17 protein-coding genes are annotated in these 20,764 nt (G+C 70.6%); 9 read left to right on the top strand and 8 right to left on the bottom strand.

The window, feature by feature from the left end; translation table 11 throughout:
• Window positions 1-186: 186 nt before the first annotated feature.
• From AC3WLZ_RS00165 to AC3WLZ_RS00175, 3 genes are all read right to left on the bottom strand, one after another.
• The gene (locus AC3WLZ_RS00165; RefSeq protein ID WP_492468553.1) at window positions 187-1,707 is read right to left on the bottom strand and encodes a sugar ABC transporter ATP-binding protein; all 1,521 of its coding nucleotides are present in this window, start codon (window positions 1,705-1,707) and stop codon (window positions 187-189) included.
• A complete protein-coding gene (locus AC3WLZ_RS00170; protein WP_492468554.1) occupies window positions 1,704-2,717 on the bottom strand; it encodes an ABC transporter permease in 1,014 nt (337 codons plus the stop codon). The genes AC3WLZ_RS00165 and AC3WLZ_RS00170 overlap by 4 nt, the downstream gene beginning before the upstream one ends.
• A 70-nt stretch (window positions 2,718-2,787) precedes the next feature.
• Entirely contained in the window at window positions 2,788-3,915 is a 1,128-nt protein-coding gene (locus tag AC3WLZ_RS00175; protein ID WP_492468555.1) for a sugar ABC transporter substrate-binding protein, read from the bottom strand.
• Between the two features lie 319 nt (window positions 3,916-4,234).
• Between AC3WLZ_RS00175 and AC3WLZ_RS00180 the strand changes: the two genes are divergently transcribed.
• The 8 genes from AC3WLZ_RS00180 to AC3WLZ_RS00215 all read left to right on the top strand — a co-directional run bounded on the left by AC3WLZ_RS00180 (window position 4,235) and on the right by AC3WLZ_RS00215 (window position 14,287).
• Entirely contained in the window at window positions 4,235-6,361 is a 2,127-nt protein-coding gene (locus tag AC3WLZ_RS00180; protein ID WP_492468556.1) for a hydantoinase/oxoprolinase family protein, read from the top strand.
• A complete protein-coding gene (locus tag AC3WLZ_RS00185) occupies window positions 6,358-8,133 on the top strand; it encodes a hydantoinase B/oxoprolinase family protein (RefSeq protein ID WP_492468557.1) in 1,776 nt (591 codons plus the stop codon). Before AC3WLZ_RS00180 ends, AC3WLZ_RS00185 begins: the two co-directional genes overlap by 4 nt.
• Before the next feature lie 65 nt (window positions 8,134-8,198).
• Entirely contained in the window at window positions 8,199-10,070 is a 1,872-nt protein-coding gene (locus tag AC3WLZ_RS00190; protein WP_492468558.1) for a hybrid sensor histidine kinase/response regulator, read from the top strand.
• Window positions 10,067-10,705 carry a response regulator gene (locus AC3WLZ_RS00195; protein WP_492468559.1) on the top strand — a complete coding sequence of 213 codons (639 nt, stop codon included), beginning with the start codon at window positions 10,067-10,069 and terminating at the stop codon, window positions 10,703-10,705. The genes AC3WLZ_RS00190 and AC3WLZ_RS00195 overlap by 4 nt, the downstream gene beginning before the upstream one ends.
• A gap of 189 nt (window positions 10,706-10,894) precedes the next feature.
• Window positions 10,895-11,641, top strand: coding sequence for a 3-oxoacid CoA-transferase subunit A (locus tag AC3WLZ_RS00200; RefSeq protein ID WP_492468560.1), 747 nt, complete (start codon window positions 10,895-10,897; stop codon window positions 11,639-11,641).
• Window positions 11,638-12,285 (top strand): 3-oxoacid CoA-transferase subunit B, encoded by a 648-nt coding sequence (locus AC3WLZ_RS00205; RefSeq protein ID WP_492468561.1) that lies wholly within the window; start codon window positions 11,638-11,640, stop codon window positions 12,283-12,285. Before AC3WLZ_RS00200 ends, AC3WLZ_RS00205 begins: the two co-directional genes overlap by 4 nt.
• Window position 12,286: 1 nt before the next feature.
• Window positions 12,287-13,462 (top strand): thiolase family protein, encoded by a 1,176-nt coding sequence (locus tag AC3WLZ_RS00210; protein ID WP_492468562.1) that lies wholly within the window; start codon window positions 12,287-12,289, stop codon window positions 13,460-13,462.
• A 33-nt stretch (window positions 13,463-13,495) separates the two neighbouring features.
• Complete coding sequence (locus AC3WLZ_RS00215; protein WP_492468563.1) at window positions 13,496-14,287, top strand: IclR family transcriptional regulator domain-containing protein; 792 nt, start codon at window positions 13,496-13,498, stop codon at window positions 14,285-14,287.
• On the opposite strand, the gene AC3WLZ_RS00220 is transcribed toward AC3WLZ_RS00215, so the two are convergent.
• The 4 genes from AC3WLZ_RS00220 to AC3WLZ_RS00235 are packed head-to-tail and all read right to left on the bottom strand — an operon-like array spanning window position 14,288 to window position 19,204.
• A complete protein-coding gene (locus AC3WLZ_RS00220; protein WP_492468564.1) occupies window positions 14,288-16,396 on the bottom strand; it encodes a heavy metal translocating P-type ATPase in 2,109 nt (702 codons plus the stop codon).
• A gap of 20 nt (window positions 16,397-16,416) precedes the next feature.
• Window positions 16,417-18,621: a heavy metal translocating P-type ATPase gene (locus tag AC3WLZ_RS00225; protein WP_492468565.1), complete on the bottom strand. Its 2,205-nt coding sequence runs from the start codon at window positions 18,619-18,621 to the stop codon at window positions 16,417-16,419.
• Entirely contained in the window at window positions 18,618-18,905 is a 288-nt protein-coding gene (locus AC3WLZ_RS00230; RefSeq protein ID WP_412923137.1) for a heavy-metal-associated domain-containing protein, read from the bottom strand. The genes AC3WLZ_RS00225 and AC3WLZ_RS00230 overlap by 4 nt, the downstream gene beginning before the upstream one ends.
• 17 nt (window positions 18,906-18,922) lie before the next feature.
• Complete coding sequence (locus AC3WLZ_RS00235; RefSeq protein ID WP_228162000.1) at window positions 18,923-19,204, bottom strand: metal-sensitive transcriptional regulator; 282 nt, start codon at window positions 19,202-19,204, stop codon at window positions 18,923-18,925.
• A gap of 77 nt (window positions 19,205-19,281) precedes the next feature.
• Between AC3WLZ_RS00235 and AC3WLZ_RS00240 the strand changes: the two genes are divergently transcribed.
• Window positions 19,282-20,286, top strand: a complete 1,005-nt coding sequence (locus AC3WLZ_RS00240) for an endonuclease/exonuclease/phosphatase family protein (protein WP_492468566.1) — start codon at window positions 19,282-19,284, stop codon at window positions 20,284-20,286.
• A gap of 10 nt (window positions 20,287-20,296) precedes the next feature.
• Here AC3WLZ_RS00240 and AC3WLZ_RS00245 read toward each other — a convergent pair whose 3' ends face one another.
• Window positions 20,297-20,725 carry a hypothetical protein gene (locus AC3WLZ_RS00245; RefSeq protein ID WP_492468567.1) on the bottom strand — a complete coding sequence of 143 codons (429 nt, stop codon included), beginning with the start codon at window positions 20,723-20,725 and terminating at the stop codon, window positions 20,297-20,299.
• Window positions 20,726-20,764 lie beyond the last annotated feature (39 nt).

Consider the following 20,764-nt stretch of genomic DNA (forward strand, 5'->3'; position numbering starts at 1 on the left):
TCTCCCATGGGGTGCTGCCGAACGTACCGGGAGGGCCGCGTCCGCTGATGCGACGAGCGTAGGAACCTCCATCGACCGCTGTCCGCCATGCGGGCTCGGACCGGTCGTCTGCCCCGGGTGCGAGGGTGCGATCGCGAACGTGTCGGGGTCGGCTCAACACCTGATTTCCCGCCGACAGAGTGGCCTTCAGCGCGTCCGGGTGTCGGACCCCGGAGACGAGCTCGCGATCAGCAGCCGCTGCTCACTGAGTTCCGCACGAGGAATATCCGCGACGACCTGACCATGATGCAAGACCACGACGCGGTGGCAGATCTCGACGAGTTGCTCGTGGTCGCCCGAAACGACGATCACCGTTTGTCCCTCGGACGCTGCGTCGGTGACGCGCGCGAGCAATTCGCGTGCCGCGCCGGCATCCACGCCCTGCGTCGGCTCCTCCAGGAGCAGGACCCGCGGCGACGTCTGCAACCACTTCGCGAAGACGACCTTCTGCTGGTTGCCGCCGCTGAATCCGCGGAGTGGCCGGGCGGGGTCGAGCGGATGGAGACCCACGTCCGACAGCCACCGGTTCGCGTGCGCGCGCTCCATCTTCGGGTCGAGGACACCGCGACGGCGCATCGTCGGGAGGACGGGCAGGGTGAGGTTCTCCGACGCCGAGGCCTCGACCCATCCGCCGTCGCGGAGCCGGTTGCCTGGCACGTACGCGATTCCCGCGCGGATCGCCGTCCGGGGCGATCCCGACGCGACGTCCTCGCCGTCGACACGGACGCTACCGGCGGCCGCGGTCTGTGCTCCGGCGATGATCCGCACCAGCTCGGCCTGCCCCATTCCGTCGAGCCCGGTGATCCCCACGATCTCGCCACGGCGCGCGTCGAGGTCGACGGCATCCAGGACGTCTCCGGTGAGGCCCCGCACGGACAGGCGGATCTCGTCGCCCACGGTCACGGGAGGGTGCGGGAAAAAATCGTCGAGACGGCGGCCGAGCATGTGCCCGACGATCTCGCCGCGGTCGCTGTCCGCGACCGCCCCGGTGAACACGGTTCGGCCGTCGCGCATGACCGTCAGCCGATCGCACACGGCGGCGACCTCGTTCAGCCGGTGACTGATGAAGACCACTCCTGCGCCGCGGTCGGCGACTCGACGCATGAGGGCGAGCACGCGCTCGGCCTCGGTCCGACCCAGGGCCGCCGTCGGCTCGTCCAGGACGAACAGCTGCCCCGTCACGTCCTCGCCGAGGTCGCGGAGGGCCCGCACCACGCCGAGCATGGCTCGCTCGGCCGCGGACAGCGATCGGACGGGGGCTTCGAGCGGGACGTCGAACTCGATCGAGTCCATGATCCGCCGGTAGACCTGCGCCTCTCGGCGATCGCGGACGATCCCCAAAGTGCGCGCCCCGTAGCGGGCGGTCACCCCGAGGTTCTCCTGGACCGTCATGTCCTCGACCAGTCCGAGGTCCTGGTGGATGACGGCGATGCCATGCGCGTGGGCGGAGGAGACCGGGAACGACAGCTCGCCTCCGAACAGGCGCGCCGTTCCGCCGTCGGGCGTGACGATCCCGGTCAGCGACTTCACCAGTGTCGACTTGCCGCATCCGTTCTGCCCGAGGAGGGCGTGGACCTCGCCGGCAGACACCTCCAGATCGACGCCGCGCAGCGCCTGGACCGCGCCGTAGGACTTCGTGAGCCCGCGGACCGACAGTGCTGCGGTCATGCGCGGGCCTTCCGGCGACGACCCGCGAGCTTCGACGCCGTCACCGCGACGATGAGGGCGAGACCGTAGAAGAGGTTCGTCACCCAGGTCTGTGCGCCAAGGACCTGCAGGCCCGTGATGCCGACGATCAGCAGGTAGAGGGCGACGAGGGTTCCGAGCGCGTTGAACCGGCCGATGACGATCGCCGTCGTCCCGAGGAACGCGGCGGCGAGAGGCTGGAGCATGTACTGGGCGCCGACGCCCGGGTCGACGGCTCCGAAATAGCCGAGGAACACGATCCCCGCAAGTGAAGCCAGCAGGCTCGACGCGACGTAGGCGAAAAACCGGATGCGATCGACCGGGATGCCGGACAGTCGTGCGGCGTCCGCGTTGCCGCCGATGAACACCATGTATCGCCCCAGGGGTGTGAGCTGGTAAACGAACCAGAGTGCGGCGGCGAGCAGCCACGCGTACCAGGTGACCAGGGGGATGCCGAGGAATCCCGACCGCACGGCATTGACAAGCTCTGCCGGGACTCCCGCCACGATGCTGGAACCGGTGACGAGGTAGGCGACCCCCGCGAGGGCGGAGAAAGAGCCGAGGGTGACGACGAAGGAATCGACCCCGATGCGGACGATGAGCGCGCCGTTGACGACGCCGACGACGAGGCCGAGTCCGACCGAGGCGAGGATCGCGAGGGGGACGGGGGTCCCCGCCTTGATGAGCACGATCGCGAGGGCGGCGCTGGCGACCATCGTCTGCGAGATGGACAGGTCGAAGCCTCCGGTGCGCAGCACGATCGTCGCGATGAGGGCGAGGAGCAGAATGATCGACTGCGAATTGATCATGCTCGTGATGAGCCCGAGCGAACGGAACGCGGGAATCGTGGCGACGAACGTCCCCAGGAGCAGCAGCAGGATGCCGAGGAGGGCGTATCGCTGAAGCCAGCCGCTGCGGGGGGCACGACGCGTCACCCGGGGCACGCGGGGTGCGGGATCGGTGAGCGGGGTGGTCGGGGTGGTGGTGGTCATGGCGTGTCCTCGGGAAGCGGTGGGAGAGGGGGACGGGCGCGAGGCTTTGTCGCCCCGCGCCCGTCCGGTGTCACTGACCCCAGGCCTGGGTGAAGGCGGTCTGGTAGTCGGTGTAGTTGGGCGAGACGTCGGCCGTGCTGCCGTCGCCGACGTTCTCGCGGGTGACCAGGCGGGTCGGTATCACGTAGCCGGGGTTCTCCTCGCCGAGGATCGCGCGGGCCACCTCGTCGAACGCGGCCCAGCCGATCCACCCGGGCGGGGGCATCGCGACGGTGCCGTTCTGATCGCGGCCCGAGGCGATGAGCTCGAGGCTCGCCGAGATGCCGTCGTGGGCGAGGACCTTCGCGCTGCTCCCGGCCGCGGCCACCGCCGGGGCGACATACGGCATGGCGCTGTCCCACACGGGCAGGACGTAATTCACGCCGGGGTCGACCTGGAGGGCCGTCTGCAGCTGCGTCCCTGTGTCGGTGGGGATGTTGGCGGGGTCGATGTCGAGCACCTTCACCGAGCACTTCTCGGGGCACTTCTCGGCCACCGTGTCGGCGATGCCGTTGGCGGCAAGGTCCCAGACGTGCACGGGGCTCGACTGGACCACCACGATGTCCGCGGCGCAGCCCGAGTCGGCCAGCGCGTAGTTCGCCATGAGGGCGCCGTCGGCGGTGTAGTCGGCGGTCAGGTTGCCGAAGGTCCCCGCGGCGACCGGCTCGTCGGGGTCGCCGTTGAGGGTGCTGAGCACCTTGATCCCCGCGCGCTCCGCGGCGGCGAGGTCTTCGCTCACGACAGCGGGCTGGACCGCCATCAGCACGATCCCGTCGGCCTTCTGCGCGATGGCCTGGTTGATGCCCTCGCTGTAGCGGCTGGTGGAGTTCTGGCCGTCGAACACGGTGATGTCGACGCCCGCGGCTGCACCGGCCTCTTCGACACCGGCGGACATCTCCGACGAGAACTGGTTCTGGCTGTTGGTGATGTACCAGATGCTCTTGCCGGCGAGCTTCGAGAGGTCGAGTCCGGCGGTCGGCGCCACGAGCTCGCTCGGCTCGCTCGCCGCGGCGACCGCGGCGGCGACGTCGGGCGGACAGTCGCCCGCATTGGCCGTGGTACCGGTGTCGGCGCCGGGGCTCTGGACGGCGGGCGTGCACCCGCTGAGGGCGAGTGCGGCCGCCAGGACTCCGACGGCGATGGCGTAGCTGCGTTTCATGGAAGACCTCCAGTGTTCGGGTGCGGACAGGCAGTCGTCCTCGTCCGCCTGTGAGTGGGCGGACCGCTGTGTCCGCCTCGGTTGTATGCCCGATTTCGCTCGTGAAACACACTGTTCACACACATTCCGGGGGTCCGGACGAAAATCATCCGATCGGTCGATGAAGGATCAACCCTTCGGATAGACGAACGAGCGATGTGCGCCGCGGGACCCCCGGGAGACCATGAGCCATCCCGAATCGGAGAGCGCGAGTTCCCGGCCTCGCCGATGGTGACGCCGGGTCCGACGCGGTCGCATCGACACAGACGAGGACGCACTCATGGCGTACAGAATCTCGGTGGACACCGGCGGCACGTTCACGGACGTGGTCGTCGTGGACGCCGCCGGAACCATCCACATCGGCAAGGCGCTGACGACCTACCAGCGGGCGTTCGAGGGAATCGAACAGGCCATCGCGCAGGTGGCGCGCAAGCTGGGTCTCGGCACCGGTCAGCTGCTCTCCGAGACCTCGCACTTCGCGTACGGGACGACGCGGTCGACGAACGCGATCGTCGAGGGCAAGACCGCCCGGACGGCGTTCTTCACGACGAAAGGCTTCCCCGACACCCTGCTCCTCCGCGAGGGTGGCCGCTTGGGCGGCGCCTTCTCGCCGCGCGAGTTCACGCCGCCGTACGTGCCCCGCTACCTGACGTTCGAAATCGACGAGCGCATCGACAGCGACGGGGGCGTTTTCGGTGAACTCTCCGAGCAGAGTGTGCTCGATGCCATCGAGGAGTGTCGTCGCCACGGCGTCGAAGCCGTCGGAGTGAGCCTGCTGTGGTCGACGGTGAACCCCGCGCACGAGCTGCGGGTCGGGGAGCTCCTCGCCGAGCACCTGCCGGAGATCCCGCGCACGCTGAGCCACCAGCTCAATCCCATCCTGCGTGAGTACCGTCGCGCGTCCTCCACCGTGATCGACGCCTCGCTCAAGCCCCTCATGCAGTCTTTCCTCGGCGAGCTCGCCGACGACCTCGCCGCCGCGGGCTTCGCTGGACGGCTCCTCATCTCGACGAGCTTCGGCGGTTCGTGGCCGACGGCGCGCATGAGCGACCGGCCCATTTACAGCGTCGGCTCCGGCCCGTCGATGGCGCCCATCGCGGCCCTCAACGTCGGCCGCACGACGCTCGCCGACCCCGCCCCGAACGTGCTCGTCGCCGATACCGGGGGGACGACGTTCGACGTCGGCCTCATCAGCGACGGGACGATCCATTACAGCGCCGACACGTGGCTGGGGGCCAAGTGGACGGGTCACATCACGGGCACGAAGTCCGTCGACGTCCGTTCCATCGGCTCCGGCGGCGGGTCGATCATCAGCGTGGACCCGGCCGGTCTCGTCGCCGTCGGCCCGGAAAGCGCCGGCGCCGACCCCGGCCCCGCCGCCTATGGACGCGGCGGAACCCGTCCCACGGTGACCGACGCGGCCCTGATCCTGGGCTACTTCGACCCGGTGGGCTTCATCGGTGGCGAGCTGCGCCTGGACGTCGAGGCCGCCCGCGCCGCGCTGGCCCCGATCGCCGCGCGCATCGGCGCCACGGTGGAGCAGGCCGCTCGTGGAGCGCTCATCATTGCGACGCAGAACGTCGTGTCGGCGGTCCGCGAGATGACGGTGTCGCAGGGCATCGACCCGCGCGACCTCGCCCTCGTGGCCGGCGGCGGCGCCAGCGGCGTCAATGTCATTCAGATCGCCCGGGAGCTCAGCATTCGCACGGTCGTCCTGCCCCGGACGGCCGGGGCGCTGTCAGCTGCGGGTGCGCTGAACGCCGACCTGATCTCGGACTTCACCGTCAGCGCCTTCGCATCGTCGCGCGACTTCGACTTCGAGTCCGTGGCATCCGCTCTGCGTTCCCTCGAAGCGCAGGCGCAGGACTTCATCGCGGAGGTGTCGTCCCTGAACCCGATCGGCATCCACCGGACCTTCACCGTCGACGCCCGATATCCGGGCCAGGTGTGGGAGCTGGAGACCCCGCTGCCCGAGGGCGGAGTGATCTCGGATGCCGACGTCGAGGCGCTCCGGCAGGAGTTCCATCGGCAGCATCAACGCGTCTTCCAGGTGCACGATCCCGAGCAGTCCATCGAGACGCTCGTCTGGAAGCTGCGCGTGACGGCGGAACTCGACAAGCCCGTCAGCCCGGCCCCTGCCCCGGCGGTCGGGGAGCCCCTGCCCGTGCGCCGCCGCGACGTCCTGTTCGCCTCGGCGGACGCGCCCGATACCCCCGTCTACGCGGGGGAGAACCTCGCTCCAGGCGCCGTCGTAGCCGGCCCCGCGATCATCCTCGAGCCGACCACCACCCTCGTCGTCGACCCCGGTGCCACCGTCACGGTGGCCGCCAACGGCGACTACATCATCGACACCGGAACGAACGACCAGGCCGCCGAGCTCGTCGTGGCCGAGGGAGCACACGCATGAACACCGATCCGATCCTCATGGCTGTCATCTCCAACCGTCTCGACAGCATCGTCCGCGAGATGGAGAACACTCTCCTGCGCACCGGGCGGAGCGGGGTCCTGAACATGGCCCGCGATTTCTCGTGCGCCATCACCACGGCGGACAACGAACTCTTGTCGTCCGCCGAGGGGCTGCCCTGCCATATCTTCGGCGCGCACCTGATGACCGGCGCGATGACCGAACTTCACGGCGACACCCTCGCCGACGGGGATGCGTTCCTGCACAACGACCCCTACCGCGGCAACTCGCACGCCGCCGACCACACGATCCTCGTGCCGGTGTTCTTCGAGGGCGAGCACATGTTCACCACGGTCGCCAAGGCGCACCAGGCGGACATCGGCAATTCCGAGCCGACGACCTACATGCCCTTCGCCAAGGACGTCTACCAGGAGGGTGCGCTGATCTTCCCGTGCGTGCGGATCCAGAAGGACCGCGCCGATGTCGGCGACATCATCCGCATGTGCCGGTCCCGCATCCGCGTGCCCGACCAGTGGTACGGCGACTACCTCGCGATGGTGGGAGCGGCGCGCGTGGCCGAGGCGCGGCTCAAGGAGCTGTGCGAACGCTACGGCCGCGATCTGGTCAAGGGGTACATCCGCGACTGGATGGACTACTCGGAGCAGAAGATGATCCAGGCGATCGCGGCGCTCCCCTCGGGGGAGACGGTCGGCGTCGGCCGTCACGACCCGGTCCCCGGGGTGCTTCCGGACGGCATCGAGATCACGGTCAAGATCTCGATCGACGCCGACAACGGCCGCATCGTCCTGGACCTGCGCGACAACATCGACTGCATCCCCGCGGGTGTCAACGAGTCCGAGGCCTGCACCGTGAGCAACGTCATGACGGGCGTGTTCAACTCCCTGGAACCCGGGGTCCCCGCCAACTCCGGCTCGTTCCGCCGCATCGACCTGCTGCTGCGCGACAATTGCATCGTCGGCCGACCGCAGTTCCCGCACTCCACGTCGGTGGCCACGACGAACATCGGCGACCGTCTCACCGTCACGACGCAGAAGGCGATCGCGGACGCGTGGGCGGGCTTCGGTGCGGCCGAGGGCGCGACCGGTCTCGGCCCGGGCTTCTCGGTCGTGTCGGGCGTGGACCGCCGGCACGGCGGCGAAGCTTTCGTCAACCAGGTGTTCCTCGGCTCGCAGGGCGGCCCGGCGCATCCCGAGATCGACGGATGGGTCACGTACGGCCTCGCGGTGGCGGCCGGCCTGATGTTCCGCGACAGCATCGAGTTGTCGGAGCTGAAATACCCGTTCCGCGTGGGGCAGCTTCGGATGCGGACGGACTCCGAGGGGGCGGGGCGCCGGCGCGGCGCGCCGGGAGCGACGGTGACGTTCGGCCCGCGATGGGACGACATGGAGGCGGCGTATGTGACCGACTGCGTGTCCTTCCCGCCTCGCGGCACGCAGGGCGGAGGGTCGGCAGCACCGAGCGCCTCGTTCATGGTGACCGCGGAGGGGGAGGAGCGCGTCATCCCGTCGCTCGGATCGATCACCCTCGCGCCGGGCGAGCAGATCGGCCAGCGCTCCACCGGCGGCGGCGGATACGGCGACCCCGCCGAACGCGAGCCCCAGCGGGTCCGGGACGACGTGCTCGCCGGGTTCGTTTCGCTCGAGCGCGCCCGCGACACGTACCGGGTGGCCTTCACGGCGTCCGCCGTCGGGGCCGATCTCGAGGTGGACGAGGCCGCGACGGCATCCCTGCGTCAGAGCCTTACCCTGGCATGACCCGCCACGCGCCCCCGCTCCCGGAACGCTCCGGGGGCGGGGGCGTCGTCGAGAGGAGGGGCGGAATGGATGCCGCCGACCTGTCCGCTGCGTTCGAGGTCCTGCCCACGGCGACCGCGGTCTTCGACGTCGCCGGTACCGAGCCCCGTCTGCTGGCCGCCAATGCCGAGCTCCGTCGACTGTGGGAGGGCCATGCCGCGTTCCCCGACTCGGCAGCCGGGCCCGCGCTATGGACGGCGATCCGCGTCGCCGAGCAGAGCGGCGAGGTGCGCGACGCCTTGCTCCCCGCGGGCGAGCACTCCCGTCGCTATCGGCTGCGAGCGGAGCGCGTGCCGGGACGGGCGCAGATCGTGGTCCAGATGCGCCCCGCTGACGCGCCCTGGGTCGACGAGAGCGAACTGCGCTCCCGCATCCGTCAACTGCAGGACCTCGTCGACAACTCCGCCGCGCTCATGTACGTGAAGGACCTCGACGGCAGGTATCAGATCGTCAACGACTTCTTTTCGAAGCTCTTCGGGATGCCGGTCGACGACCTCGTGGGACTCACCGATCACGACCTCTTCCCGTCGTCGAGCGCCGACGTCTACGCCGCTCACGACCGCGCCGTGCTCGAGGGCGGCCGATCGATCGAGGTCGAGGAGCCGTTCGCCACGATCGGCGGCGACACCGATCCCGACGAGGACCGCCGATGGCTGTCGATCAAGTTCCCCCTCCTGGACGACAACGGCCAGCCGTACGCGATGGGCGCGATCTCCACGGACATCACCGACCGCAAACGCGCCGAGTCCGCCGCGCGGCACGCGATGCACGAGGCGGAACGCGCGAACCGGAGCCTGAGCGAGTTCCTCTCCCGCATGAGCCACGAGCTGCGTACCCCGTTGAACGCCATCATCGGGTTCGCGCAGCTGCTGGGGGATTCGCGTCTGGAGCCGTCGACCCGCGAGGGGGTGGGACACATCCTGGATGCCGGTCAGCATCTGCTCGAGCTGGTCAACGACGTCCTCGACATCTCGTGGATCGAGGCGGGCGCTCCGGGTCTCCGATCCGAGCGCATCCCCGCGTTCGAGCCGATCCACCAGGCTCTCGAGATCATCCGGCCCCTCGCGCAGGCGCAGGACATCGAGGTCGCGAGCGACCTGCACGGCGCGATGCACTGCGCGGTGATGGGGGACCCCCGGCGGTTGCGGCAGGTGTTCCTCAACGTGCTCAGCAACGCCGTGAAGTTCAACCGCGAGCAGGGCGTGATCCGTGTCCGCATCGAGGAGCGCGGGCAACGCCTGCGCTACCTCATCACGGATACCGGCGACGGCATCAGCGACCAGGACCGTCGCCGCTTGTTCGCGCCGTTCGTCCGACTCACGGCGGCGGCGAACACTGAGGGCAGCGGGCTCGGTCTGGACCTCTCTCGCCGCCTGATCGAGGAGATGGGCGGCGAGATCGGCATCGAGCACACCGCCCCCGGCGAGGGCTCCACGTTCTTCGTCGATCTGCCCCTGGCTGAGCATCTTGAGGACGAGGAAGGGGTCCAGCCGCCGATCGACGGCCCGACGTCGGCGTTGACGGTCTCGGACGCCACTATCCTTCTCATCGAGGACACGTATGCGAACGTGCGTCTCGTCGAGACCATCGCGGCCGGGATGGACGGAGTCCGGCTCGTGACGGAGATGACCGGCGCGCACGGCATCCGTTCCGCGAAGGAGATGAGACCCGACCTCGTCCTCCTGGATCTCAACCTCGCCGACATGTCAGGAGTGGATGTGGTGAAGGCCCTGCAGCAGGACGCCACGACCGCGGACATCCCGGTCATCGTGCTCTCCGCGGACGCGACGCCGGCGCGCATCGCCCAGCTGCGGCGGGCCGGCGTGTACGAGTACCTGACGAAACCGTTCGACGTGCACCACTTCGTGCGCAGCGTGAGAGCGGCTCTGGAGCCATGAAGCCCATCCGCGTGCTGATCGCCGACGACCACCCGGTCTATCGGGACGGTCTGGCGCGCAGCTGGGATCGCGTCGCGCAGATCTCGGTCATCGGCGCCGTGGGCGACGGCAAGCAGGCGATCGAACTGATCGAGGAGGTCGTCCCCGACATCGCGATCATCGACCTGCGGCTGCCCGAGGTCGACGGCCTCGAGATCCTCGACCACATCGCCCGCATCGGTTCGCCCACCAAGCCCCTCGTGCTCACCGCATACCTCGACAGCACGACCGTGTACCGCGCGATCTCGCGCGGCGCGCGGGGGTTCCTCGAGAAGGCTGCCTCGTTCGGCGAGATCGCCGACGCCGTCCTGCGTGTTGCGGCGGGTGGCACGGTCATCGCTCCCTATGCGCAGGAGATCCTCGCGCGAGAGTTGAGGACGCGGCGCGAGGACGAGACCAAACCCGCCCTGTCATCGCGCGAGATCGACATCCTGCGACTCGCCGCGGACGGCTACCCGGCGCAACGCATCGCCAACGAACTTCACATCTCGCTGGCCACGGTCAAGACGCACCTCCAGCACATCTACGAAAAGCTCGAGGTCTCGGACCGGGCCTCGGCGGTCGCCCAGGCGCTGCGGCGCGGCGTCCTGAGCTGAGACCGTCAACTCCGGTCGCGGAGTCGGCGGGGTGAGCCGCGCTCACGACGATGGATCGCGCGCGCACGAGTTCCGTCCCGCTCGTGGCCACTTCGTCCTTCGCTGCACCTCACGTCGCCCTGGCGAACGCCACCGCCGACGGATATGATCGCTAAACGAACACGCGTTCGCTGAACGAACAGAGGAACCATGATCGACAAGACCGTGTCGGATGTCGCGGCGGCCGTGGCGGGCATCGCCGACGGCGCGACCGTGATGATCGGCGGATTCGGCCGCGCCGGGCAGCCCGTCGAACTCATCGACGCGCTCATCGCCCACGGCGCCCGCGACCTCACCGTCGTCAACAACAACGCCGGCAACGGCGACACCGGCCTCGCGGCGCTGCTGAAGGCCGGGCAGGTGCGCAAGATGATCTGCTCGTTCCCACGACAGAGCGACTCGTGGGTGTTCGACGAGCTCTACCGGGCGGGCAAAGTCGAGCTCGAACTCGTGCCGCAGGGCAACCTCGCGGAACGCATCCGCGCGGCGGGCGCCGGCATCGGGGGCTTTTTCACTCCCACCGGTTACGGGACGCAGCTGGCCGAGGGCAAGGAGACGCGGCGCATCGGCGACCGCGACTACGTGCTCGAGTACCCCATCCACGCCGATGTCGCGCTGATCAGTGCGCACCGCGCCGACCGCTGGGGCAACCTCGTCTACCGCGAGACCGCGCGCAACTTCGGGCCGATCATGGCCGCCGCGGCCACGACCACCGTCGTGCAGGTCGACGAGATGGTGCCGCTCGGCGACCTCGACCCCGAGGCCGTCATCACTCCCGGCCTGTACGTGGACCGAGTGGTCGCCGTGGGGGAGCGCCGCTGGCTGCGCGACGGCGTCTTCGTCGGGGGCGTCGACATCGAGGGGCGCCCGCTCGCCCGGAACGGAGCGGACGCGTGACCACCCGCATCTCCCGCACCGCGCTCGCCGCGCGCGTGGCATCCGACATTCCCGAAGGTGCCGCGGTGAACCTCGGCATCGGGGCCCCGACCCTCGTGGCGGACTATCTCCCCGCGGGCCTTGAGATCGTGTTGCATACCGAGAACGGAATGTTGGGAATGGGACCCGCGCCCGTCGAGGGAAGCGTCGATCCCGACCTCATCAACGCCGGCAAGCAGCCGGTCACCGCGCTCGCCGGAGCCGCGTACTTCCACCACGCCGACTCGTTCGCCATGATGCGCGGCGGACACCTGGACGTGTGCGTGCTGGGCGCCTTCCAAGTCTCGGCGGACGGCGACCTCGCGAACTGGTCGACGGGCGAGCCCGGCGCGATCCCCGCCGTCGGCGGGGCGATGGATCTCGCGATCGGCGCCAAGGACGTCTACGTCATGACCGACCTGTTGACGAAGCAGGGTGACCCCAAGCTCGTCGAGGCATGCACGTACCCGGTGACGGGCGTCGCGTGCGTCTCGCGCGTCTACACCGACCACGGCGTCTTCGACATCGCCCCCGAGGGCTTCCGTGTGCGGGAGCTATTCGGCGACAACACGCACGCCGAGATCGAGGAACTGCTTGGTCTCACGCTGATCGAGCGAGGAGCCTGACATGACCGCCAGCTACGTCTACGACGCCGTCCGCACGCCCTTCGGCCGGGCCGGTGGGGCTTTGGCATCCACCCGTCCCGACGATCTGGCCGCGCTCGTCATGAAGGCCACCGTCGAGCGGACCGGTCTCGACCCGGCCCGCATCGACGACGTCATCTTCGGGGATGCCAACCAGGCGGGTGAGGACAACCGCAACGTCGCGCGTTTCGGCGCGCTGCTCGCGGGGTTCCCCACGACGGTCACCGGCACCACCGTGAACCGGCTGTGCGCGTCGTCGCTCGAGGCCGTCATCCAGGGATCCCGGGCGATCGAGGCGGGTGACGCCGAGATCGTGCTGGCCGGCGGTGTCGAGTCGATGAGCCGCGCTCCCTACGTCGTGGAGAAGTCGCCGAAGCCGTTCCCCGCGGTCGGCAACGCGACGATGTGGAACACCGCCATCGGCTGGCGGATGACGAACACGGCCCTCCCGAAGCACTGGACGATCTCGAACGGCGAGTCGGCGGAGAAGATCGCGCGCGAGTGGGGCATCTCCCGCGACGAGCAGGATGCCTTCGCCGTGCAGTCGCATCAGCGAGCGGCATCCGCGTGGCAGGCGGGCGTCTTCGACGGCGAGATCGTGACGGTGCCGGGGGTCGCGCTCACTCGAGACGAGAGCATTCGCGCCGACACCTCGCTCGAGAAGCTTGCGGGGCTGAAGGCCCTCTTCGCGGCGGACGGCAACGGCAGCGTGACCGCCGGCAACTCCTCGCCTATTAACGACGGCGCGTCCGCCGTGCTCATCGGCGCCGACGGCGCGCTGGACGGCGAGCCGCTCGCGCGGATCGCGGGCCGCGCGGCCCACGGCGTGGACCCGGATGTCTTCCCCATCGCGCCGATCGAGGCCGCGAACAAGGCGCTTGCGCGTGCCGGGAAGACCTGGGCCGACGTCGATTTCGTTGAACTCAACGAAGCCTTCGCGTCGCAGTCGCTCGCGTGCCTCGCCGGGTGGCCCGACCTCGACCCCGAGAAGCTCAACGTCCACGGCGGCGCGCTCGCGATCGGGCACCCGCTCGGCGCCTCCGGCGGCCGCATCATCGGCCGCGCGGCGCACGAACTCGCGCGCCGCGGTTCCGGTGTCGCGGTCGTCGCGATCTGCATCGGCGTCGGCCAGGGCCTCGCGGTCGTCCTGGAGCGGTGAGGGTGTCGCTCGCCCGATCGATAGGGTGAGCCGGTGACCGACGCCGCGCCCCTTGACGACAGCGACGGCCCCGGCGAGGTCGTTCAGGCTTTCGTCCGCGGGCTGGCAGTCATCCGCGCCTTCGACGCCAACAACCCCGAGCTGACCCTCAGCGACGTCGCTCGCCGTGCAGATGTGACGCGCGCCGCCGCGGGGCGGTTCCTCCGCACGCTGCAGAGCCTCGGCTACGTGCGGAACGACGGGCGCTCGTTCGCCCTGACGCCGCGCGTGCTCGAGCTCGGCTACAGCTACCTCTCGGCCCTGTCGCTCCCCGAGGTCGCGCAACCGCACCTCGAGGCGCTGTCGCGCGCGGTCGGAGAGAGCGCGTCGGCGGCGGTACTCGACGGCACCGAGATCGTCTACGTCGCGCGCGTTCCCGTGCGCCGCATCATGTCGGTGGGGATCACGGTCGGGACGCGGTTCCCGGCCGCGGTCACGAGCATGGGACGCGTGCTGCTCGCCGTGGCATCCGTCGAGGAACGTGACCGGATCCTGGATGCCACGGACCTCTCCGCCCGGACCCCGCGCACGCTGACCGATCCCGATGCCGTCCGGCGCGAACTCGAACGCGTGCGCGCGCAGGGCTGGGCCCGGGTCGACGGCGAGCTCGAGCCCGGGCTGCAATCGCTCGCGGCTCCCGTTCATGGGCGGGAGGGTGCGGTCGTCGCCGCGATCAACCTCTCGATGACGACCGGCCGCTACCCCGAGAGCGACATCGCGGATCGGCTGGTGCCCGCGCTGCTCGCCGCCGCGCGCGGCATCGAGGCCGACCTGCGGACGCCCTGACTATCGGACCGGGGCGACGGCATCCGGCCGCAGATCGAGGCGGCGCAGGAGCTGCGCGTTGAGCGCCACCACGATCGTCGACAGCGACATCAGGATCGCGCCGACCGACATCGGCAGGACGAACCCGATCGGCGCCAGCACGCCGGCGGCGAGCGGCACGGACAGCAGGTTGTACCCCGCTGCCCACCACAGGTTCTCGCGCATCTTCCGGTAACTCGCTCGCGAGAGCTCGATGACCGAGACGACGGACCGCGGATCGTCGCTGGCGAGGACGACCCCCGCGGAGGCGATCGCGACGTCGGTTCCGGCCCCGATCGCCAGCCCGACGTCGGCTCGCGCCAGCGCCGGTGCATCGTTGACGCCGTCGCCGACCATCGCGACGCGACGACCCTCGCCCTGCAGCCTGGCGACCTCGGACTCTTTGTCTTCCGGGCGCACTCCGGCCGAGAACCTCCGGATGCCGACAGCCTCGGCCACGGCGGCGGCGACCGGTTGCGCGTCGCCGGTGATCATCACGACCTCGATCCCGCGCTCGGTCAGCGCCCGCACGGCGGTCACGGACTCGGGCCGTATCTCGTCGGCCAGGCGCAGGGCGCCCACCGTCTCGCCGTCGACGACCACGTGCAGCACGATGGACCCGTCGCCCGCCCAGTCCGCGGCGATGGGGAGCTCGGCCGCCCCCTCTTCGGCGAGAAGCGCGGGACCGCCCACGCGCACGACCCGTCCGTCCACGACCGCCCGGACGCCGACGGCCGGCGACGAGGAGAAGTCGGTGGATGCCGGGACGTCGAGGCCCCGCGCGGTGGCGGCGCGGACGATCGCGCCGGCGAGGGGGTGCTCGGAGTCGGTCTCGGCGGCGGCGGCCCACGCGAGGGCGGTATCGCGGTCGATGCCGGGCGCGGCCTCGGTGGCGGTCACCGCCGGCTCGCCGCGCGTGAGCGTCCCGGTCTTGTCGAACACCACCGTGTCGACCGTGCGCATGCTCTCCAGCGCGAGGCGATCCTTGACGAGGACGCCACCGCGTGCAGCGCGTTCGGTCGCGATCGAGACGACGAGGGGGATCGCGAGCCCCAGCGCGTGCGGGCAGGCGATGACGAGGACCGTGATCGTGCGGACGACGGCGGAGTCTGGCATCCCGACGAGCGTCCAGACCACCGCGGTGATCACGGCGGAGCCGAGGGCGAACCAGAACAGCAGCGCGGCCGCGCGGTCGGCGAGGCGTTGGGCTCGCGAGGTCGATGCCTGTGCTTCGGTCACGAGCTTCTGGATGCCGGCCAGGGCCGTGTCGTCGCCGACGGCGGTGATCTCGACCCGGATGCCGGAGTCGGTCGCGACCGTCCCCGCTACCACGGGGTCGCCCTCGCCGCGCGACACGGCGCGGGACTCGCCCGTGATCATCGACTCGTCGATCTGCGCGGACCCCTGGATGACTCGACCGTCGGCGGGGACGCGTCCGCCGGGCCGCACGACGACGACGTCACCGACGCGCAGTGCGGACGGCGGCACCGGCACGGTCGTTTCGCCCTCGACGCGTTCGGCCTCGTCGGGAAGCAATGCGGCGAGCGAATCCAGCGCCGACGTGGTCTGGGCGAGGGATCGCATCTCGATCCAGTGGCCGAGCAACATGATCACGACGAGCAGCGCGAGTTCCCACCAGAAGTCGAGATCGTGGTGCAGCAGGCCCAGGCTGGCGCCCCAGGATGCCAGGAACGCGACGGTGATCGCGAGCGCGATCAGCAGCATCATGCCCGGCGCGCGCCCGCGGATCTCGTCCACGGCGCCGGTCAGGAACGGGGCTCCGCCCCACACGTACATCACGGTCCCCAGGACCGGCGAGACCCACGGGACCCACGCGGCGACCGGAAGCGTGTAGCCGAGGAGGTCGGCGAACATCGCGGAGAAGCCGACGACGGGTACGGCGACCACGAGCATGGTCCAGAACAGGCGACGGAACCGCGCGACGTGGTCGGCGTGGCCGCCACCGTGACCGGAGTGGTCCCCGTGGCCGGTGTGGCCCGCGGGGCTCGCGTCGTGCATCGCGTGCGCGTGCTCGGTCGTCGCGGGCGGAGCCGCTGCGGGGCCGGAGCCGGAGTGATCGTGCGAGGTCATGGCATCCCTCTCTAGCGGTCTCAGACTGCGGCGGGTTCGGCGCGGAACCGCCGCAGCCGCAGGCTGTTGGTGACGACGAACACCGATGACAGCGCCATCGCCGCGGCCGCGACGACGGGATTCAGCAGGCCCGCCATCGCCACCGGGATCGCCGCGACGTTGTACGCGAAGGCCCAGAACAGGTTGCCCTTGATGGTCCCGAGCGTGCGGCGCGCGAGCCGGACGGCGTCAGCGACGACGAGCAGATCGCCCGAGACGACCGTGACGTCGCTCGCCGCGATCGCGGCATCCGTCCCGCCGCCCATCGCGATGCCGAGGTCCGCGGCGGTGAGGGCCGCGGCGTCGTTGACACCGTCGCCGACCATCGCGACGACCCGGCCCTCGGCCTGCAGCCCGCGGACGACGTCGAGCTTCTCGGACGGAGTCACCTCTGCCCGGACGTCGTCGACGCCGACCTCGGCCGCCACGCGTGCGGCGGTCGCGGCGTTGTCTCCGGTGAGCAGCACGGGGCGCAGTCCCAGCCGACGGAAGCGCGCAATGGCGTCGGCGCTCGTCGGCTTCACGGTGTCGGAGACGACGATCGCGCCGAGGTACTCCCCGTCACGGGCGACGGCGACGACCGTTCCACCCGCCGTCAGGGAATCGACCTCGGATGCCATCGCCTCCACGCTCCACTGATCACGCAGCCACGACGGCCGACCGGCGACCACGGCGGAGCCGTTCACGACACCCTGGACGCCATATCCCGCGTGCGCGACGAACGACTCGACGGCAGCCCCGACCCCGGCGGCGGCCGCGATGGCGCGGCCCACGGGGTGCTCGGAACCGCCCTCGACGGCCCCCGCGGCGGCGAGCAGCTCGGCGCGATCGACGCCCGGCGCGGGAAGCACCTCGGTCACCGCCATGCGGCCCGTCGTCACGGTGCCGGTCTTGTCGAGCACGATCGTGTCGACCCGGCGCGTCTGCTCCAGCACCTGCGGACCGCGGATCAGGATGCCGAGCTGCGAACCGCGCCCTGTCCCGACGAGCAGCGCCGTGGGGGTGGCGAGGCCCAGGGCGCACGGGCACGCGATGATGAGCGTCGCGACGGCGGCGGTGAAGGCGAGCTCGAGCGAACCGGCCGCGACGAGCCACCCGACGAACGCGGCGATCGCGAGGAGGATCACGACCGGCACGAAGATCGCGGAGACGCGGTCGGCGAGACGCTGCACTTCGGCCTTGCCGGTCTGCGCCTCTTCGACCAGGCGTCCCATGCGGGCGAGCTCGGTGTCGGCTCCGACGCGGGTGATCTCGACGACGAGGCGGCCACCGACGTTGATCGTGGCGCCGACGACGCGGGCACCGGGGCCGACCTCGACCGGCACGGATTCGCCGGTGAGCATGCTGGCATCCACCGCCGAGGTTCCGTCGACGACCAGGCCGTCGGACGGGATCTTCTCGCCCGGGCGCACCACGACGACGTCGCCGACGCCGAGGCTCGCGACCGGGACGCTGCGCTCTCGGCCGTCGTCGAGCTTCGTCGCCGATGTCGCGCCGAGGTTCAACAGGGCCTTCAGCGCGCTCGCCGAAGCCGTGCGCGCCCGCGCTTCGGCGTACCGGCCGGCGAGGAGGAACACCGTCACGAGGGCGGCGACCTCGAGGTAGATCTCGTGGGCGCCCGCGGACGGAGCGCCGAAGAGGGTGAAGGTCATCGTCATCCCGGGCATGCCCGCGCCGCCGAGGAACAGCGCGTACAGCGACCACCCGAAGGAGGCGATGACGCCGAGACTGATGAGGGTGTCCATCGTGACGGCGCCGTGGCGGGCGTTGATCGCCGCCGCGCGGTGGAACGGCCAGGCTCCCCACACCGCGACCGGAGCCGTGAGCGTGAGCGCGAGCCACTGCCAGTTCTCGAACTGCAGCGCCGGGACCATGGACAGCACCGCAACCGGCAGCGCGAGCGCCGCGCTGATGAGCAGGCGGCGCCGCAGGGCCTCGGTCTCCGGGTCGGTCACGACCTCGTCCGCGACCGGCGGCGCGGGCACCGCGGCCGCATATCCGGCGGCTTCGACGACCGCGATGAGCCCAGCGGGGTCGAGGTCGTCGCCGCGCACGCGCGCCTTCTCGGTGGCGTAGTTGACGGATGCCTCGACGCCAGGGAGCTTGTTCAGCTTGCGCTCGATCCGGGTGGCGCACGACGCGCACGTCATCCCCGTGATGTCGAGCTCGACGTCGGTGGTGCTCATGACGGGTCGGCGACCAGGGCGTAACCGGCTTCCTCGACGGCGTCGCGCACGAGGGCGGCGTCGAGGGGAGCGGAGCTGGCGATCGTGACGCGCGATACGTCGCCGACGCGCAGGTCGACGGACACGCCCTGCACCCCCGCGATCTCCGAGATCTCCTCGGTGACACTCCGCACGCAGTGCGCGCACGTCATGCCGGTCACGCCGATCTGCTGGGTCACGGCGCCTTCTGGCAGGGGGGTGGATGCCGCGGCTTCGCGGAGGCCGAGATCGATGCGTTCGTTCATGGTGTTCTCCTCGGTGGTCAGGACCGGACGAGCCGGGCGATGGCGTCGTTGGCTTCGCGGATCTTGTCGGCGGCGACCTGGCCGCCCTCCGCGCTGGCCTCGGCGACGCAGTGGCTGAGGTGGTCGGACAGGAGCGACAGCGCGACGGTTTCGAGCGCCTTCGTCGCGGCGGACACCTGCGTGAGGATGTCGATGCAGTACTTGTCCTCGTCGACCATCCGCGCGATGCCGCGCACCTGACCCTCGATGCGTCGCAGCCGCTTCTGAAGGTCGTCTTTGTGTCCGTCGTACCCGTTCATGCTGGATACCATACCCCCCTAGGGTATCTGGCGGGCCCATCCGGCGAACATTCATCGACGTCCGCTTCACTGTGGGGATGCCGACCGCATCGCGCCGCCGACTCCCTCTCGTCATCACGCTGGGCATCGGCGGACTCCTCGCGGTCCTCGCCGTCTGGCCGCAGCTCATCGGCGCGCAGCGCTGGCAGGGCGTGGCGCTCCTCATCTCCTTTCGCGGACCGCTCGCGCTCGGGTTCGCCGCGCTCGCCGTCGCCGCCGGGATCACCGCGCTCCTGCGCCGCCGGGTCGCGGTCGCCTTCGGGTTGGCGGTCGTGTTCGCGGTCGCCGCGGTCGGCAACGGCGCTGTCCTCTTGGCGCGCGGCGGGGGAGGTTCCGTCGCGCAGGGCGACCTCACGGTCGTGGTCTGGAACACGTACGGCGGCGGCGCGCCGCCCGAAGCGATCGCACGGCTCGTCCGCGAGAGCGGTGCCGACGTCGTCAGCCTGCCCGAGACCGACGCCGACGCGGCGGGGGAGGTCGTCGGCATCCTGGCTCGGGAGGGGATCCGGATGACCGCCGCGACCGTCGAAGCGGCCCCGGGCGATCGGCCCGTCCCCACCTCGCTCCTGGTCGCGAACGCGCTCGGTCCGTACGTCCTCGATCTGGATGCCGGGTCGACCCCCGGGGCGCCGAGCGGCGTGTGGCGCCCGGTCGAGGGCACCGGGCCCACGATCATCGCGGCTCACCCGCTGCCTCCGTTGCCGTTCATCGTCGACGAGTGGACCCGGGGCATCGACTGGGTCGCCGAGCAGTGCGCGGGACCCGACGTCATCCTCGCCGGCGACCTCAACTCGACGCTCGATCACCTGTCCGGACTCGGGAGAGACGGCGGGTCGGTCGGGGAGTGTCAGGATGCCGCGCAGCAGGCGGGCACGGCCGCGCAGGGCACGTGGCCGGCGAGTCTGCCCGCGGCTCTCGCGGCACCCATCGACCACGTCCTGGTCGGATCGGCGTGGGAGGTGCGCAGCTTCGAGGTCCGCACCGACTTCGACGACGCCGGCAGCGACCATCGCCCGGTGGTCGCGGTGCTGTCGCGCCGCTGACGCGGGTCACTCACTCCAGGGTCGGGGGCAGCACGTAGACGATGTCGGCCCCGTCACGCTCGTACTCGACGAAGCCCAACTGCGCGAGCGTGTCGTGCGACGGGTCGTCGTCGGCCGCGACGCACGCGTAGAGCGGGCGCTCCGCCTCGGCGAGGGTGAGGAGCCGCAACGCTTCGGTCGCCGATTCCCGTGACGTGTCCGGTGTCACGGCGAGGAGCGCTTCCCGGTCACCGTCGATGTCGAGGGTCGCGGCGAGACCGACCACGTCCTCGCCGTCGACGATCGCCCGCGCCGTCACTCCCTCACCGTCCACCCATGTGTCGAATGCGGTGCGGTCGGACACCCGTCCTCGCGGCCACGTCGAGGCGCTCGCGCGCACCGCGCGGTAGGCGGCATCCCGATCGTCGTCGGAGAGGTCGCGGAGCTCGATGCGGGTCATGAGGTCACGGTAGCGGGATCGCCCGGGATGATCGGATGC

This window comes from Microbacterium sp. FW305-3-2-15-F-LB2, from assembly GCF_058787255.1.

Excerpts from the sequence above, each read along its gene's own strand:
- AC3WLZ_RS00230 (WP_412923137.1), bottom strand. The coding sequence starts at position 18,905 with ATGAACGAACGCATCGATCTCGGCCTCCGCGAAGCCGCGGCATCCACC.
- AC3WLZ_RS00175 (WP_492468555.1), bottom strand. The coding sequence starts at position 3,915 with ATGAAACGCAGCTACGCCATCGCCGTCGGAGTCCTGGCGGCCGCACTC.
- AC3WLZ_RS00170 (WP_492468554.1), bottom strand. The coding sequence starts at position 2,717 with ATGACCACCACCACCCCGACCACCCCGCTCACCGATCCCGCACCCCGC.
- AC3WLZ_RS00240 (WP_492468566.1), top strand. The coding sequence starts at position 19,282 with ATGCCGACCGCATCGCGCCGCCGACTCCCTCTCGTCATCACGCTGGGC.
- AC3WLZ_RS00195 (WP_492468559.1), top strand. The coding sequence starts at position 10,067 with ATGAAGCCCATCCGCGTGCTGATCGCCGACGACCACCCGGTCTATCGG.
- AC3WLZ_RS00210 (WP_492468562.1), top strand. The coding sequence starts at position 12,287 with ATGACCGCCAGCTACGTCTACGACGCCGTCCGCACGCCCTTCGGCCGG.
- AC3WLZ_RS00190 (WP_492468558.1), top strand. The coding sequence starts at position 8,199 with ATGGATGCCGCCGACCTGTCCGCTGCGTTCGAGGTCCTGCCCACGGCG.
- AC3WLZ_RS00220 (WP_492468564.1), bottom strand. The coding sequence starts at position 16,396 with ATGACCTCGCACGATCACTCCGGCTCCGGCCCCGCAGCGGCTCCGCCC.
- AC3WLZ_RS00225 (WP_492468565.1), bottom strand. The coding sequence starts at position 18,621 with ATGAGCACCACCGACGTCGAGCTCGACATCACGGGGATGACGTGCGCG.
- AC3WLZ_RS00235 (WP_228162000.1), bottom strand. The coding sequence starts at position 19,204 with ATGAACGGGTACGACGGACACAAAGACGACCTTCAGAAGCGGCTGCGA.
- AC3WLZ_RS00245 (WP_492468567.1), bottom strand. The coding sequence starts at position 20,725 with ATGACCCGCATCGAGCTCCGCGACCTCTCCGACGACGATCGGGATGCC.
- AC3WLZ_RS00165 (WP_492468553.1), bottom strand. The coding sequence starts at position 1,707 with ATGACCGCAGCACTGTCGGTCCGCGGGCTCACGAAGTCCTACGGCGCG.
- AC3WLZ_RS00185 (WP_492468557.1), top strand. The coding sequence starts at position 6,358 with ATGAACACCGATCCGATCCTCATGGCTGTCATCTCCAACCGTCTCGAC.
- AC3WLZ_RS00180 (WP_492468556.1), top strand. The coding sequence starts at position 4,235 with ATGGCGTACAGAATCTCGGTGGACACCGGCGGCACGTTCACGGACGTG.
- AC3WLZ_RS00200 (WP_492468560.1), top strand. The coding sequence starts at position 10,895 with ATGATCGACAAGACCGTGTCGGATGTCGCGGCGGCCGTGGCGGGCATC.